The following is a 15,086-nucleotide window of genomic DNA, read 5'->3' as shown; positions in this document are numbered from 1 at the left end:
GGGCCCCTGGGCTCAGCGGAGGACCCAAACGGGCAGACTCCTCGGGGGAGCTTCCACGCGGGAGATCTGCGGGCAGGTGCTCCGTCCGCAGACGTGCCGATCCGCCCGGACGGGCGGGCCCGGAGCACGAGTTGCTGCTCGTGATCCGGGTCCGCCGCACCAGCTGCTCAGCGGTTCAAGCTCTCCAGCAGTTCACCGCTTCAGGAAGTGGCACCGCGCGGGAAGGAGACCTCCACGCGCCGGTTCTTCTTCCGGCCTTCCTCGGTGCTGTTGTCGGCGATCGGGTACTCCTCGCCGTACCCACGGATCTCGAAGGTGACCTCGGCGCCGAACTCCTTCGAGAGCAGGGCGTGCACGGCTTCGGCGCGCTGCTTGGAGAGCGTGTCGCCGTGTGCCGAGGAGCCGAGGTTGTCCGTGAAGCCGAAGATCCGTACCTGGGTGGCGTTCTGCGCCTTGATCTCGGCCGCGATCGCCTCGATCCGGGAGTTCGCCTGCGGACTGAGCTTCGCACTGTCCTTACCGAAGAGCACCTCGGCCTGAAGCGCGAACTTGATGGACTGGTTCGAGTCCTCCCGCCGCTCCTCACCCCCCATGTCCTCGACGACCTGGACGATGTCGAGCACCTTGCCGGGGGCGAGCGTGCCGCCCTCGGGCATCTTGAGGTCGGGATCGTTGGCGTCGAGGGGGACGGGGGCCTCGGAGGTGGCCTCGGTGCCCGGGGGCGTGCTGGGGCCGTCGTCGGCGTACGAGGAGGAGGTGACTCCGAAGACCGACATTCCGGTGAGAAGCACTGCGGCCACAACAACTCGACCGGCTCGCTGACCTGGCGACGGCCGCTGCAGAACCTTCATGTGACCGATCACCCCGAGATCTTCAGCGACGCGGTCGCGAACGTCGGGAGTGTGAAGTCGACTTCGGTCGTGGTCTGAGGCGGCGCGGGGAACTGCATGAAGACGCTGGTCGACTTGCCGGGCGCCAGCGGAAGGATCTCCGTCGTGCACAGGCACCGGGCGTCGGTGTCTCGCAACACGTAGTACCGCTTCTTCCCCTGTTTATCGACCAGGGTCGCACCTGCTACGGAATTGGGATTCTTGGCGACGAGGGCAGATTCCTGCCCGACCCAACTTGAAGTGTTGCGTGCCTGATCTCCACCGTTTGTGATCTCGCCCTGCACGGTGAGGAACCCCCCCGCGTCACGCTTCACCTGGTGGATAACGAGAGTGAGCCCCCCCTGGCCCTGGACCTCGGCCAGCTTCACATTCGGGTCGACATTCTCCCCGGCAGCGGTGTCTTCCTGCTGCGCCCCCTTGTTCTCGTCGGAAGGACTGGCCGAAGCCGACGCAGGTGTCGAAGCCTGACCCTGCGTTTCACCGCCTTCGTCGCCTCCGCAGCCGGCCAGCGCAAGGATGGCTGCCGCGACCATGGAGGCCGCAGTCACCGCCCTACGGGGTGTCGTGGTGCGCCGAATGCTCATGGGTCGATTCCTCTACTCGTTGTTCGCTGTCAACTGTCGACCAAGTGCACGTCGAAGAGAATTTTGCTCACGCTGGACCATGGCGGTGGGCTGCTTGGGCGGATCTCTGCCATCTTTCCGCCATCACAGGTGAAGAAGTAGACATCCTTGACGCCGTCGTCGTTCAGATCGACAGCAGTCCAGCGGCACCTGAACTCGACAATGGCTGTCGCCGTCGCCTTGGCCTCGATGCGGTCGGACCCCGGTATCACCGAAGAGTCCACACTGTCCCGGCTCTCCACCATGGTCGTGTACGTGTCACGGTCGCCGCCCTCGCGCGAGAAGCAATCCCGGAGATCCGCGTCGTTGTCCGAAGCCAACCCCTGAGCCGCGACGCATCCTGTGTGTAGAGGGGTTTGGTTGAGGAACATGTCGATCGAGTCGGTCCATAGGGCCGCGATGAACGGAGCTTCGAACTGCTCGCGGGCTGTCTGCGCCGCCGCCAGGGCGGAAGCATCTGCTGCACCCTGGGCGCCATTACGGATTGCAGAGGCCTTACCGACAGCAAAGAAGGCCAACGCGAGGAAGAGCAGGCCCGCCACCATCATGATGTAGATGGGGAAGGCCTGCCCTCTGTCGCGCCGATTTCGCTCAAACATCAGCTCGCGGTGATCGAGTTGACCAGGCCGCTGATACGACCGGAGATCGCACCACCGATGCCCGTCGCCACGATCGCGCCGATGATCGCCACGACCACCAGGATGATGCCCAGGTACTCGAACGCCGTCTGGCCTCGGTCCGTCGCCTCGTACCGCTTCCGGATCGCGGAAACCGCCGTGTTGGCCCAGCCGTTCACGCGGACGGCGGTCTTCAGAGTGATGTTCGACATGATGGTGGTCCCCTCCTGGTCCGGTCGGCCGCTTGCCGGCCGACTCGCACGTCCCTGTGATGTCGCTTCGGGTACCGGCTTCCTCCCGGCCGGTGCCGCCCGCAACGTGAGAAACATACGACTGTGCGGCCCGATCGCCAGAGGGCCCCAGGGCCCATTCGCGGGCCCAATACCCATTCTGGGCCCGGTTGTTACGTGCGAGGCGCCGCCGCGCCCGCGCAGCCGACGAAATTCTGCTGCTCTCGGTACCCATCCCTACCGCCCTCCGAAGTGGCCCGCTCCGGCCCCCGGCGCGGTGCCCAGCCAGCGGGCTATGGCCTCGCTGCGGGTGCGGCAGTGCAGCTTGGTGAAGATGCGGTTGATGTGGTTCTTCACGGTCTTCTCGCTGATGAAGCACGTGGCAGCGATTTGCTGGTTGCTCATCCCGGCCGCAATCAGTTCCATGATCTCCACCTCCCGCGAACTCAGCCCGAACTGATGCCGATTGGAGGCATCCGCCGACCTCCCGATCGAAAACGACTGTCCCACAAGTGGTTGCAGTCGCGAAAGACCTTCAGTCGCCCCATGCTCGAACGCATCGGTGAACTGACCGGGCCGCCCGTCCATGACGGCCGGCTCCTGGGACCCGGTGCCTCGCTCGGTGGTCTCCGAGGTCATACCCGCGCCCAGCCCGTCGGGAAGCAGATCGCGGCGCCCCGGGTCGTCCTGGCGTATGTGCGCGAGCAGCGCGTCTGCCGCCGAGGCGGTGAAGTGGGCACGACCGTGCTTGGTGCCCCGTACGGCCTCGACGAGTTGGTCGGCGGTGAATTCGCCGTGCACGAGATAGCCGACTGCCCCCAACCGCAGCGCCTCCTGCACGATCTCGCTCTCGCGGCTGTATGTCAGCATCAGCACGGGGGAGATCCGTACCAGGTGGGGCAAGGCGGAGATGCCGTCGACCCCGGGCATGCGGACGTCCAGCAGTACGACGTCAGGGCGGTGCAGCAGCGTGAGGTCCCAGGCCTGCCGACCGTCCACCGCTTCTGCCACCACTTCGATGTCGGCGCGTCCCGACAGGAGCGCGCCGAGGCCCGCGCGGACCACGGGGTTGTCGTCGGCCACCACCACTCTCAACGGCGGCAGGCTCTCTGCGAGCGGCGGGAACGGGGAGAGCGGGGTCTCGGGTGCCGTGCCCGGTCCGGGGACGGCCGAGCCCTGCGGAGTGGGGCCCGGCGCGGTGGGGCCCGGCGCAGTGGGGCCCGGCGCGGGCCCTGGGATGTGCTGGGCGGCGTAGGGGCCCGACGACATCCGATGTGAACCCGCTGAGGGCGCGCTCTCTGCTGACATGCTGCGGCCTCCTCTCAGTCTCGTCGTGCGGTGCTGTGGGGATGAGCGCCTACATCGGCCGCCTCGCCCCCGGAGTGCGCGGAGTGCGCGGAGTGCGCAGGGTCGGCTGTCGACGCACCGGCGGTGAGAGCGGCGAGCGGGAGGTCGACGCGCACTTCGGTGCCTCGGGAAGCTCTGCCCCTGCCGATCCGAATCCGTGCGCCGATGGACGCCGCTCGTTCGACCATGCCGACCAGGCCGAAGTGGCCGCCCCGGCGGAGGCTGTCGAGTGTGGTGCCGGCCGGCAGCCCCCGGCCGTCGTCGTACACGCTGACGCGCAGGATGTCGTCCTTCATGCCCGCCATGACGACGAGATAGCCGGGGTCCGCGTGTCGGTACGCGTTCTCCATGGCTTCGGAAGCGACGGTCAGCAGCTGACGGGCGACCACCTGGGGGACGGGCGGGACGGCCGATGTGCCGAAGATCTGGAAGACGACGGAGACACAGTGCCGGGCCTCGAAATCGGCTGCTCTGAAACGCAGTTCCGACATGACGTCCACTCCACCGTCCAGCCCCGACTCCCTGCGCAGATCCGTGAGGAGTTCGCGTGACTCCGCGGCGGCCCGGCGGGCGGATCTCGCGACGAGTTCGGCCTGGCTCCGGATGGTGAGGGGGTCCGCCCGGCCGGCCGAATGGGCGAGGCCCTCCGCCGCCAGCGCGAGGCCGTGCAGGGTCTTCGCCACCGAATCGTGCATCTCGCGCGCGAGACGCGTGCGCTCCTCCTCCACCGCCTCGCTGATGGCGAGGCGTGCCCGCGTCTCCGTGAGCGCCTGGCTCGCGGTGCCGAAGCGGAGAAGGAGGTTGCGCAGGGTGACACCGACTGCGCCCGCGATCACGCAGAAGCCCGGGAGGAGCAGAACCGTGCCGTCGCCGCTGCTGAGGCCGGGGACGGTGTTGTACACGCCCAGCACGATGACGGTCTGGAGGGCAGCGAAGACCGCCGCGCCCCGCCAGCCGTAGACGAGGCCGGCCAGCAGGGGCGTGCACACGGTGACGTAGGCGAGTGTCGATTCGGGGGTGGCGGTGATCAGGAGCAGTGCCCCGAGGGAGACGTCCACCGCGAGGACCCAGCGGTGACGCAGCAACTGGGGGCCGAAGCGTTCCCAGTCCCGGAAGAGGGCGTACGACCCCATGAAGGTGACGAGGATCGCTCCCCCGATCAGCCACGTTGCCGCTCCCGGGGCGGTGTGGGCGATGGCGAAGGGAGTGGCGATGGCGATCATCGCGAGCCGGAACCCGAAGACCTGGCGGCACATGGCTTGGAGCGCGTTGACCTGGATGGCCAGCGCCGGCTGCGACGGTGCCTCGTCCGCCGCACGGGTCGGTTCACCGACCCAGGACTGCCGCCCTGCTGTCCGTCGGCGCGGCACCGCCCCACCTCCCTTCGCGCTGGAACCCGGTCGCTCCTCTCATCCGCCCGTCACGAATCCGAAGTCCACGTTGGCGCCGTAGATGAATCCCACGGTGAGCAGGACGAGGGTGCCGGGCAGGAGGAAGGTCGTGACGGCGAAGGTCGCCTTGGGCACGGCCCGGGACGCTTTCCGCCGGGCGTTCTGTGCGTCCGTACGCCGCATGTCGTTGGCGATCTGGATCAGCGTGTCGACGATCGGTGCGCCCAGTTCCTCGCCCTGCTGGAGCGCGGTGACGAACATGGCGACCTGCTCGGAGTCGTTGCGCCTGCGCAGTTCGTCGAAGGCCTGGCGCCTGCTGACACCCATGTCCATCTGCCGGAGGGTGATCCGGAGTTCGTCGGCCCAAGGGCCCTCGTACTTGTCGGCGACGCGTCCGAGCGCCTGCCGGAATCCGAGGCCTGCGGAAACGACCACTGCCAGGACGTCCAGGAAGTCCGGGAGGGTCCGCTCGATGTGCTCGCGACGTACCCGGACCGCCGACCAGATGCCCGCCTCGACCCAGAAGAGGCCGAAGCCGACCATCAGCAGAGCGAGGAAGATCTGCCCGCGCAGCAGCATCGCGAAAGCGCCGAACATGCCGAGCGCTCCGTAGACCGCGCGCCGGGCCGCGTAACGGTCGATGGTGAGGCCGCCGGGGTTGCCCGCCATGTCGATCTGGCGGCGCTTCTTGTTGACGGCCTTCTCGCCCATCATGCGCAGTACGGCGGGAGCCCAGCGCATGCCCAGCCGGTCGATGCCGGAGCCGACGGCAGAGGTGCGGGTGGCACCGACCTCGAGAGCGATGGCGAGGTCGGTGGGCAGCTTGGCCTCGGCACGGTACATCCGGTAGCCGTAGATGATGCCGTAGACGGCGATCCCCATGCCCACGGCGAGCAGCAGGTCCATGTCCGTTCCTCCCTCAGACGTCGATACGGGACATACGACGGATCACGACGAACCCGATCGTGTACAGGGCGATGGAGACCACCACGGCGACTTGGCCGAGGAAGGCGCCGGTCATACGGTCGAGGGCACCGGGCATCACCGCGTTCATCAGCAGCATCGCGCCGAGGCCGAAGATCGGAACCGCGTAGGCGGTGACCGTGACCTGCGACAGCTGGGTCTTGACCTCGCGGCGGGTCTCCTTGCGCTCCTCCAGAGTCTCGGTGAGGTTGCGCAGGGAGCTGACGACGGTGCCGCCGGCCCGGTTGGAGAGCACCAAAGTGCTGACCAGTACGGCAAGTTCGCGGGAGGGCAGACGATCGGTCAGCTCACTGAGGGCATCGTCCAGCGACTCGCCGACGGCGAGCCGACGGGCGACTCTGGCCAACTCCTCCCCGGCGGGGTTCTCCAGCTCCTCCGCCGCCATGGCGAGCGAGGTGCGCAGGGCGAGTCCCGCCTGGGTGGCGTTGGCGAGGATGCGGGAGAGTTCCGGCAACTGGTTGATGAACCGCTCGGTCCGCTTGGTCCGCTGCCAGTTGAGGAAGGCGTTCGTCGCCCACAGCCCGATCAGTGCGGCAACCGGACCGAAGAAGGCCGCCAGCATCGAGGAGGCGACGGCCCAGAGGATCGCCATCGCCGCGATCGCGTACACGAGGAACTCGCCCGGGGTGATCTCCAGACCCGTTGCCCCGAGCTTGAGTTCGAGTTTCCGGCCGAGTGTGGTCGTCCGCAGTCGTCGGTCGAGGCCCGCGAAGCGCCTGCTGCTCTTCGCGGCGTGCCCGGTGTACGACAGCCGGTCCACGAGCGCGTCGCGGTCCGCCTTGCCGCCGGTGTAGGCGTACAGGCCCCAGACGCCGAGGAGGCCGCAGAGCAGCGTCACGCCGACCGTGATCAGAGGGAGATAGTTCATGGCGGGGGTACCTACATGGCCTCTCGGGTGGCGAGCTGGTCGGAGTGCATGGCGACGCCGAAGGCCTGCGGGATGGGCTGGCCGGCCATGTAGAGGCGGTCGGCGATGCGACGGGGCAGCGGGAGGTACTGGAACTGGCCGTAGATCCTGCCGTCGGCGGCCATCGGCTGCGCGTTGAAGCGGGCGACGCTCACGATGCGGTAGGGGTCGCGGCCGTGCGAGTCCAGCGCGGCGATCTCGGTGATCTTGCGTGTTCCGTCGGCGTGCCGGGTCAGCTGGACGATGATGTCGACGGCACTGTTGATCTGGTCGTGCAGCGCCTCGAACGGGATCGAGATCTCGGACATCGACGCGAGGGTCTGGAGGCGCATCAACGCGTCCTCGGCATTGTTGGCGTGGACGGTGGCGAGCGAGCCGTCGTGGCCGGTGGACATCGCCTGGAGCATGTCGAGCGACTCGCCGCCACGGACCTCACCGACGACGATGCGGTCGGGCCGCATGCGCAGGGAGTTGCGCACCAGGTCGCGGATGGTGATCTGGCCCTTGCCCTCCACGTTGGCGGGGCGGGACTCCAGCCGGATCACGTGGTTCTGCTGGAGCTGGAGTTCGGCGGAGTCCTCGATGGTGACGATGCGCTCGTTGTTCGGGATCAGCCCGGAGAGCGCGTTGAGGAGGGTGGTCTTCCCGGTACCGGTGGCACCCGAGACGATGATGTTGAGCTTGGCCTGGACGAACCCGGCGAGCAGCACCAGCATCTGTTCGTCGAGCGATCCGAAGCCGATCATCTCGTGGAGGGTGAAGGAGCGGGGGAATCGGCGGATGGTGAGCGTCGCACCCGTGAGCGACAGCGGCGGGATGATCACATTGACGCGCTCGCCGCTGGGGAGCCGGGCATCGACCATCGGGTTGGACTCGTCCACACGGCGGTTGACGGTGGAGACGATCCGTTCGATGGTCTGCATCAGCTGGTCGTGCGATCCGAAACGCAGGGGCAGTTGCTCGACCTTGCCGCTTCGCTCCACGAAGACCTGGTCGGGGCCGTTGACCATGATCTCGGTGATGGACGCGTCCTCGAGCAGCGGCTCCAGGATGCCGAGACCGAGGGCCTCGTCCACGACGCGGCGGATGAGCTGCGAGCGCTCCACCGTCGAGAGGACGGGGCCCTCGCGGCTGATGATGTGGCCGAGTACGCGCTCCAGCCGTACCCGCCGGTCGGCGGCGGCCAGCGAGGACATCTCCGCGAGGTCGATCTCCTCCAGGAGCTTGGCCCGGTAGAGGGCGACCATGTGGCCGTCCTCGCGTGCCCCGCCGTTCTCCTCGGGAGCGGTGATGCGTGCCCGCAGGCTCATGTGCGTGACTCTCTCTCTGGCTTTCCGGGCGGTGCGGCGGGCGGGGGTCAGGTCAGGGATACGGGAAGGGGCGCGGTCAGCCTCTCGGGAAGGTGGCGCTGCGTTCGGCCCAGGACCAGTCGACGCCGGGCACCACGCTCGGGACCTTGATCCGTACGGTGGCGGTCACCTCCCTGGCTCCGCCGGAGAGGCTGATGTGGAACTCGTCGCTGCCGGTGAGCCAGTCGCTGATGGCGTCGCGGCCGTTCTGCGCGGCGTCCCCGCGGGGATAGTCCTGGCCGGCGCTGCGGGCCGCGACCCGGGCGGCGGTGCCCGCCTGGTTGGCCGCGTACGCGGCGAGGCCCAGCTGGACGGCGAGCATCCCGACCAGGAGCAGCAGGGGGAGGAAGCCGAGGTACTCGATGGCGACCTGCCCGCGGTCGCGGCGTACGGAGAGGAGGGCAGAGGGTGAGGAGGGTGCGGGGCGCGAGGAGGGTGTGGGGCGCTCGGGAGAGGTCGTGGTCGTCATCGCTCAGCCCTCCTGCGGCGAGGCCGCGTCGCCGTCGATGTGCACGTCGAGGTCGAAGAGGCCGGGCACCAGGACCGGGACCTTGAGGGTGACCTTCGTCCGGTAGAGGTCGGATCCGCTGCTGCATCTGATGACCGCGTTCCCCTCCCAGGCGTCGGGCAGGTTCTCGCGCGCCTTCCGCCGGCAGGCGGAGCTCGAACCGAACTCCGCCCCGGCCCCGGCCCGCGCCCCCTTGTCGGCGGCGTTCCCGGCGAGGCTGAAGGTGTAGCCGACGAGGGCGAGCTCCCAGAGCACGAGCATGATCAGGATGATGAACGGCGTCATGCCCAGGAACTCGATCGCCGTCTGTCCGCGGTCCCGGTCCGGCCCGCCGGCAGCACGGAATCGGCCCCCGCCACGCCCCGGGCGTTCCGCGGAGCCCGGCCCCCGGCCCTCGTCCGGCAAGGGTTCACCGGCTGAGGGTTCGGCCGGGGGTCCGGCTGAGGGTTCGGCCGGGGGTCCGGCGGGTCGCCCGTCCCGGGAGGAGGCGCCGGGGCGCCTCCTCCGTATGTCGGTGTCGTGCGTCAGCATGGTGTTCATCGGTCACCGTGTCCCCTCGGTCCGTCCCCGGCCCTGGTCCGCGCCGCGCCGTCCGCGCGAGCCTGTGACCGAGCCCCGGTCGTTGCGCACCTTGCCGTTCTTCTTCTCCCCCGGTCGGGGCTTGACGATCCCGATTTCCCCGGCCAGAGCCCAGAGAGCCTGTTTGACCGTGCTCTTGGCATCGAGCTCGTGGAGCCGTCCGGCGTCCACGACACCCTGCAGTTCCTTGAAGTGGGCGGGCACGGCCACGGCGGCGACGCGAGTGCCGGTGATCTTCTGGATCAGCGGAGGCTGGATCTCCGTGCTCCGGGTGTAGCGGTTGACGAGGGTGAGTGTCTCCTCCGCCTTGCGGATCTGGAGCCGGTCCCACATCCGTACGATGCGCTTGGCGCCGCGTACCGCGATGACGTCGGGGGTCGTCACCAGCACGGCGACGTCCGCCATCTCGACGGCCGCGGCGTTGGCACCGTTCATCTGGCTGCCGCCGTCCACGACGACGACCTCGTACCGGGAGCGCAGGGCGCTGACGATCTGGCGGGCCGAACGGTCGCTGACCTCCTCGCCCCGCTCCCCGTCGCCCGGCGCGAGCAGCAGGGAGAGCCCCGTGGAGTGGGAGAAGACGGCGTCGGTGAGGACCCGGGGCGATATCTCGGACACCAGGGCGAGGTCGACGATCGAGCGGCGGAACTGCACGTCCAGGTACGAGGCGATGTCGCCGGTCTGCAGGTCCATGTCGACGAGGGCGACGGTGTGGCCGGACGCCTGTGCGGCGAGGGCGAGTTGTACGGCGGCGAGGGTGCAGCCGACGCCGCCCTTGGCGCCGGTGAGGGTGACGACCATGCCGCCGGGTCCGGTGAAGACCTCGTTGCCGGCGACGAGGTGGCGCCGTACACCGGCGGCCCACTGGGCGGCCGCCTGGATGCGGTTGACCAGCTCCTCATAGCTGAGGGGGAGCGTGACGATGCCCCGGGCGCCCGAGTCCATGGCGTCCGCGAAGAGCGCGGGGCTGGCGTCGGCCGTGATCAGGACGACCCCGACCGCCGGGAAGCGCAGGGAGACCTCCCGGATCAGCTCCAGGGCGGGCACCGGACCGATGCGTTCGTGGACGAGGACGACCTCCGGCAGCTCGTCGAAGGCCTCGCCCGCCAGCCGGGCGAGGGTGTCGATGAGCTGGGTGGAGTCGCTCACCGGGGTGGCCGGTTCGGCTTCGGGCAGCTGGCTGAGGAGAGTGGTGACGGATCTGGCCGCGTCGATGTCCCCCACGGCCGGGAGGATTCTGATGGTCATCCGTCCTCACTTGTCCTTGTCGAGCTGGTAGGTGCGGTCGCCCGGACGGATGGTTCCGTCGCTGCCGGGGGCGACGAGCGCCAGCCGTACGTGCTCCGCGAAGGACTCGGCGTACGCGATGCGCTGGGTGTCCAGCGTGTTGAGGGCAAAGGTGATCGGCACCGCCTGCGTCATCTGGAAGGAGGTGTTGCTGCGGTCCGGCTCCAGCGCGGTGAGCTTGCCCACTTCGAGCACCTTGGCGTTGGCGACGATGACCTTCGACTGCGCCGGGTCGCCCTCGCGTTCGGCGGCGAAGGTGGCGTAGACGTTGACCGTGGCACCCGGGGTGATCTTGCCCGCGACGCCGGTCGCCGCGTCGATCATGATCGCGATTTCCTGTTCCCCGGCGCGGAGTTCGGGCTTGGCGACCATCATGTCGCTCTGCAGCAGCGAGCCCGCGCGGAGCTGGGTGACGGCGATCTTGCCCTGCACCTCGCGCAGATCGGTCACGGCGTTGGCGGAGAGCCACCGCTCGGGCATCGAAATCTTCTCGAACTGACCGCTGTTCAGCGCCGTGTACGGGGCGACGTTGGCCTTGAGCTGGTACGCGGTGACCTCGGGTCCGACCTTCGAGTTGACGTCACTGATCACGGAGAGCACCCCGGCGAAGGCGCCGAAGGCGCACAGGACCGACAGGAGCAGGAGTATGACGCCACGGCGCTGGCGGGAGTTCATGGACCGGACAACCTCGTTCGGATCGGATGCGTGGGGCTGCGGACAGGGACGGGTGCGCGCGGTGCGGTGTGCCCGGCGGGGGCGGGTGACCCGGCGGTGGTCGCTACCGCTCGCGGGCGAGGACGACCGAGGCGTGGGCGCGGTTCTCGGGCTGCGCGATGGGGGAGGAGCAGAAGCCGCAGCGGTCCCCGATGAGTTCCATGCCGCACCAGTGGCAGTTCTCCCGGCGCACCGAGGCCACCAGCTGGTAGAGGACGGAGATGTCCGGGAGGTAGGACGCGAATTCCACCAGCTTCGGGGTCCCCCACCAGCGGACCGACTCGGCGGGAAGTGCCGCCTCGTGAATGGCCTGGACCTTCCAGTCGGGGGCGAGTCGCTCCCTCACCCATTCCTGCGGGGCCTGCCCCTTGGCGATCAGCAGATGGGTCGCGAAATCCGGTCCGGGCAGGGGCTCCATCACCGGTCGCACTTTGACCAGCCGCGCCCGGGCGCCGGCGAGTGCGACGAACTGTGCGCCCGGAACCCACGACTTGGCGTGCTCCTTGAGGCTCACCGGAAAACGGTCCAGCTTGGCCACGGAGTTCAGCAGTGCCCCGGCGTGGATGTAGTGGGCGAGCAGCCGCACGGCCGAGGCGACCACGCCGGGGCTGAAGTCGCAGATGGAGAGCTGGCGCAACTGCCGTACGAGGACGGCGATCCCGAGCGGCGGGAGATCGACCTTGAGGAGGGCGATCCGATCGCTCTCCAGGACGGAGCGGATGGCGTACAGCCTCCGCTCGTGGGCGGGCGGGAGGGAGGACGGGTAGACGGCGATGACGTATCCGTGCTGCTCCAGCAGGAGATGGATGTCACCGACGGCGAGTTCCAGCGCCTGAGCCTCCGGCGCGTGCAGCAGAGCGGCGGTCGGCGTCTGCTGGTCGGTGGGCGGTAGCACCAGGTCAGCGCTGGTTACTGCAATGGCGATCGGCACGCTGTTCCCCGTTCGGCTCCGGCCGGCGTCGCACCGCCGACCGCAATCGCTCCTGTCCGTGGTTCTTGGACAGCACTGTAGTCACGTCCCACCAGGCGGGAAACCGTCTTCAGGAATCAATATGGAGACGGATACCGGGAACGTGACGCTCGCGCCCGGCCCATATCGGTTCGGTACGAAGGTAGTTGAATTCGGGACGCCGAAGAGGTTTATGCGTCGCCCTGCGAGCCATTCGCCAATCGGCTGATCATGGGCGGGCGTTGAGGTTTCCCGCATCGTCGTCCGTACGCGCGTCCGACAATTGTTGAGTACGAGAACTCATTGACTCCACCCGCTCCCCGTGCGTCCGCATGATGCCCATCGATGCGGCTGCCAACCCTTCTTCGCACCCGCCATTTTATCCGGATGACGGAGCGGCCGGGCGCGGCACCGGCCACCACACTCCGCACAAGACGAGATGGAACCTTCGCCGGGCCGCCCCCAGCAGGGACGGAGGAGCAGCGGCCGGACACGTCCGGCCCGCCACCCCGCACACCCACGCGGGCCCACAACGCCACCGCAGCCCAACCGTGTTGACGGCGCAGCACAGATGCACACGGTCGCAACGGGACCCGACGGTGCACCGGGGGCCCGGGGGCGGACCGGTCCGCGCGCAGCACGCAGACCCACCCGGACCGGACAATCGGCACCCCGGCCGCGCTCCCCCAATAACCGCCAGGACGAGTGAATCGGCAGCAGAGGTCTTGACAACTTGATTGGTCTGGACCAGTTTATCGGCCAGCGGTAACCCCCGCCCCTCGTGGTTTCCCACGGCGATCCCCCCACCGCGACCCCCACGCAGTACCGCACGGACCCCCCGGCGCACCCCCGCCACCACCCCGACTCCCCCCGGAGGATGCAGTGGAACGCACCGCAGGCAGAAGGCACCGAAGGCCCTACACCCGTCCCGTGCTCGGCGCGGCCATGGCCGTCGTCGCGGCGGGCGCGCTGACCCTCACGGGTCTCGTGAGCAACGCGGAGGCCGCCGACATCAACGTGGCCAAGAACGCGGGCTTTGAATCGGGCCTCGCCAACTGGACGTGTACGGGAGGCAGCGGAGCCGCCGTCTCCTCACCCGTGCACGGCGGCAGCTCCGCGCTCAAGGCGACCCCCGCCGGGCTGGACAACGCGCAGTGCAGCCAGACGGTCGCGGTGAAGCCCAACTCGACGTACGCGCTCTCCTCCTGGGTACAGGGCAGTTACGTCTACCTCGGCGTGAACGGCACCGGCACCACGGACGTCTCCACCTGGACGCCGGGCGCCACCGGCTGGACGAAGCTCGCCACGAGCTTCACGACGGGCGCCTCCACCACCTCGGTGACGGTCTACACCCACGGCTGGTACGGCCAGCCCGCCTACTACGCGGACGACATCGCGGTCACCGGCCCGGACGGCGGCGGTGGTGGCACCGAGGAACCGGCCCCGCAGGTTCCGGCCACTCCGGCGGGTCTCAGCGCGGGCACCAAGACCTCGTCCTCCGTGTCGCTCTCCTGGAACTCCGTCTCCGGGGCCACCGGCTACACGGTCTACAAGGACGGCGCGAAGGCCACCACCTCGACCGGGACCTCGGCGACGATCTCCGGGCTGTCGGCCGACACCGCGTACTCCTTCGCGGTCAGCGCCACGAACGCCACGGGTGAGTCGGCCAAGTCCGCCGCGATCAGCGCCCGTACGTCCACGTCGGGCACCACGAACCCGAACCCGTCCACCACGGTGCCGAAGCACGCGGTGACCGGCTACTGGCAGAACTTCAACAACGGCGCCACCGTCCAGAAGCTCAGCGACGTGCCGGCCGCCTACGACATCATCGCGGTCTCCTTCGCGGACGCCACGTCCACGCCCGGTGCGGTCTCCTTCACGCTGGACTCGGCCGGTCTGAACGGCTACACGGTCGACCAGTTCAAGGCCGACATCAAGGCGAAGCAGGCCGCCGGCAAGAACGTCATCATCTCGGTCGGCGGCGAGAAGGGTGCGGTCGCGGTCAACAGCGACGCCTCCGCCACCGCGTTCGCCGACTCGGTCTACTCGCTGATGCAGACGTACGGCTTCAACGGCGTCGACATCGACCTGGAGAACGGTCTCAACTCCACCTACATGACGAAGGCGTTGCGCGCGCTCTCCGCCAAGGCGGGCTCGGGCCTGGTCATCACCATGGCCCCGCAGACCATCGACATGCAGTCGACGTCCGGCGAGTACTTCAAGACGGCACTCAACGTCAAGGACATCCTGACCGTCGTCAACATGCAGTACTACAACAGCGGTTCGATGCTGGGATGTGACGGCAAGGTCTACTCGCAGGGTTCGGTGGACTTCCTCACCGCGCTCGCCTGCATCCAGCTGGAGGGCGGCCTCGACGCCTCCCAGGTCGGTCTCGGGGTTCCCGCCTCGACCCGGGGCGCGGGCAGCGGCTACGTCGCCCCGTCGATCGTGAACGCGGCGATCGACTGCCTGGCCAAGGGCACCAGTTGCGGATCGTTCAAGCCGGCCAAGACCTACCCGGCGCTGCGCGGCGCGATGACCTGGTCCACCAACTGGGACGCCACCGCGGGCAACGCCTGGTCCACCGCGGTCGGCGCACACGTCCACGCCCTGCCGTAACGACCGGCCCTCACGACAGACAGCGAGCCGGCCGGGGCATCTGCCCCACGGACCCCCGGCCGGCTCGGGACAGGACGGCCTCGCAACCAGGA

The 15,086-nt window shown here is 68.8% G+C and carries 15 protein-coding genes; 1 reads left to right on the top strand and 14 read right to left on the bottom strand.

All coding sequences use genetic code 11. The annotated features are described in order from the left end of the window. Positions 1-200: 200 nt before the first annotated feature. From ACFYPN_RS03445 to ACFYPN_RS03380, 14 genes are all read right to left on the bottom strand, one after another. On the bottom strand, positions 201-851 hold the full coding sequence (locus ACFYPN_RS03445; RefSeq protein WP_389296601.1) for an OmpA family protein: 651 nt from the start codon (positions 849-851) through the stop codon (positions 201-203). 8 nt (positions 852-859) lie between these two features. After that, entirely contained in the window at positions 860-1,474 is a 615-nt protein-coding gene (locus tag ACFYPN_RS03440) for a hypothetical protein (protein WP_389296600.1), read from the bottom strand. A 29-nt stretch (positions 1,475-1,503) separates the two neighbouring features. Beyond that, entirely contained in the window at positions 1,504-2,112 is a 609-nt protein-coding gene (locus tag ACFYPN_RS03435; RefSeq protein ID WP_389296599.1) for a pilus assembly protein TadG-related protein, read from the bottom strand. Beyond that, the gene (locus ACFYPN_RS03430) at positions 2,112-2,342 is read right to left on the bottom strand and encodes a hypothetical protein (protein ID WP_389296598.1); all 231 of its coding nucleotides are present in this window, start codon (positions 2,340-2,342) and stop codon (positions 2,112-2,114) included. Before ACFYPN_RS03430 ends, ACFYPN_RS03435 begins: the two co-directional genes overlap by 1 nt. Before the next feature lie 255 nt (positions 2,343-2,597). Next, on the bottom strand, positions 2,598-3,629 hold the full coding sequence (locus tag ACFYPN_RS03425) for a response regulator (RefSeq protein WP_389296936.1): 1,032 nt from the start codon (positions 3,627-3,629) through the stop codon (positions 2,598-2,600). A 53-nt stretch (positions 3,630-3,682) separates the two neighbouring features. Continuing rightward, positions 3,683-5,077 carry a sensor histidine kinase gene (locus ACFYPN_RS03420; protein WP_389296597.1) on the bottom strand — a complete coding sequence of 465 codons (1,395 nt, stop codon included), beginning with the start codon at positions 5,075-5,077 and terminating at the stop codon, positions 3,683-3,685. A gap of 39 nt (positions 5,078-5,116) precedes the next feature. Continuing rightward, entirely contained in the window at positions 5,117-6,004 is an 888-nt protein-coding gene (locus tag ACFYPN_RS03415; protein ID WP_358760479.1) for a DUF5936 domain-containing protein, read from the bottom strand. 13 nt (positions 6,005-6,017) lie between these two features. Further along, entirely contained in the window at positions 6,018-6,950 is a 933-nt protein-coding gene (locus ACFYPN_RS03410) for a type II secretion system F family protein (RefSeq protein WP_358760478.1), read from the bottom strand. 11 nt (positions 6,951-6,961) lie between these two features. Next, positions 6,962-8,299 (bottom strand): CpaF family protein, encoded by a 1,338-nt coding sequence (locus ACFYPN_RS03405; RefSeq protein ID WP_358760477.1) that lies wholly within the window; start codon positions 8,297-8,299, stop codon positions 6,962-6,964. Positions 8,300-8,375: 76 nt separating this feature from the next. After that, positions 8,376-8,807, bottom strand: a complete 432-nt coding sequence (locus ACFYPN_RS03400) for a TadE/TadG family type IV pilus assembly protein (RefSeq protein WP_389296596.1) — start codon at positions 8,805-8,807, stop codon at positions 8,376-8,378. A 3-nt stretch (positions 8,808-8,810) separates the two neighbouring features. Continuing rightward, positions 8,811-9,251 (bottom strand): TadE family protein, encoded by a 441-nt coding sequence (locus tag ACFYPN_RS03395; RefSeq protein WP_389296595.1) that lies wholly within the window; start codon positions 9,249-9,251, stop codon positions 8,811-8,813. Positions 9,252-9,389: 138 nt separating this feature from the next. After that, complete coding sequence (locus ACFYPN_RS03390) at positions 9,390-10,673, bottom strand: AAA family ATPase (RefSeq protein ID WP_358760475.1); 1,284 nt, start codon at positions 10,671-10,673, stop codon at positions 9,390-9,392. A 6-nt stretch (positions 10,674-10,679) separates the two neighbouring features. Continuing rightward, the gene (cpaB, locus tag ACFYPN_RS03385; protein WP_358760474.1) at positions 10,680-11,387 is read right to left on the bottom strand and encodes a Flp pilus assembly protein CpaB; all 708 of its coding nucleotides are present in this window, start codon (positions 11,385-11,387) and stop codon (positions 10,680-10,682) included. Positions 11,388-11,490: 103 nt separating this feature from the next. Further along, a complete protein-coding gene (locus tag ACFYPN_RS03380) occupies positions 11,491-12,357 on the bottom strand; it encodes a hypothetical protein (protein ID WP_389296594.1) in 867 nt (288 codons plus the stop codon). Positions 12,358-13,257: 900 nt separating this feature from the next. Between ACFYPN_RS03380 and ACFYPN_RS03375 the strand changes: the two genes are divergently transcribed. Then, positions 13,258-14,994, top strand: coding sequence for a glycoside hydrolase family 18 protein (locus ACFYPN_RS03375; RefSeq protein WP_358760472.1), 1,737 nt, complete (start codon positions 13,258-13,260; stop codon positions 14,992-14,994). Positions 14,995-15,086: the final 92 nt, after the last annotated feature.

The organism is Streptomyces sp. NPDC005576, assembly GCF_042871745.1.
Lineage (GTDB): Bacteria > Actinomycetota > Actinomycetes > Streptomycetales > Streptomycetaceae > Streptomyces.
Note: the sequence above shows the minus strand (reverse complement) of the source record. Positions and strands in the feature narration are given on the sequence as shown.

Bases quoted from the DNA above. Each gene is read 5' to 3' on its own strand.
- cpaB (WP_358760474.1), bottom strand. From the start codon at position 11,387: ATGAACTCCCGCCAGCGCCGTGGCGTCATACTCCTGCTCCTGTCGGTC.
- ACFYPN_RS03425 (WP_389296936.1), bottom strand. From the start codon at position 3,629: ATGTCGTCGGGCCCCTACGCCGCCCAGCACATCCCAGGGCCCGCGCCG.
- ACFYPN_RS03390 (WP_358760475.1), bottom strand. From the start codon at position 10,673: ATGACCATCAGAATCCTCCCGGCCGTGGGGGACATCGACGCGGCCAGA.
- ACFYPN_RS03400 (WP_389296596.1), bottom strand. From the start codon at position 8,807: ATGACGACCACGACCTCTCCCGAGCGCCCCACACCCTCCTCGCGCCCC.
- ACFYPN_RS03430 (WP_389296598.1), bottom strand. From the start codon at position 2,342: ATGTCGAACATCACTCTGAAGACCGCCGTCCGCGTGAACGGCTGGGCC.
- ACFYPN_RS03440 (WP_389296600.1), bottom strand. From the start codon at position 1,474: ATGAGCATTCGGCGCACCACGACACCCCGTAGGGCGGTGACTGCGGCC.
- ACFYPN_RS03445 (WP_389296601.1), bottom strand. From the start codon at position 851: ATGAAGGTTCTGCAGCGGCCGTCGCCAGGTCAGCGAGCCGGTCGAGTT.
- ACFYPN_RS03405 (WP_358760477.1), bottom strand. From the start codon at position 8,299: ATGAGCCTGCGGGCACGCATCACCGCTCCCGAGGAGAACGGCGGGGCA.
- ACFYPN_RS03415 (WP_358760479.1), bottom strand. From the start codon at position 6,004: ATGGACCTGCTGCTCGCCGTGGGCATGGGGATCGCCGTCTACGGCATC.
- ACFYPN_RS03435 (WP_389296599.1), bottom strand. From the start codon at position 2,112: ATGTTTGAGCGAAATCGGCGCGACAGAGGGCAGGCCTTCCCCATCTAC.
- ACFYPN_RS03410 (WP_358760478.1), bottom strand. From the start codon at position 6,950: ATGAACTATCTCCCTCTGATCACGGTCGGCGTGACGCTGCTCTGCGGC.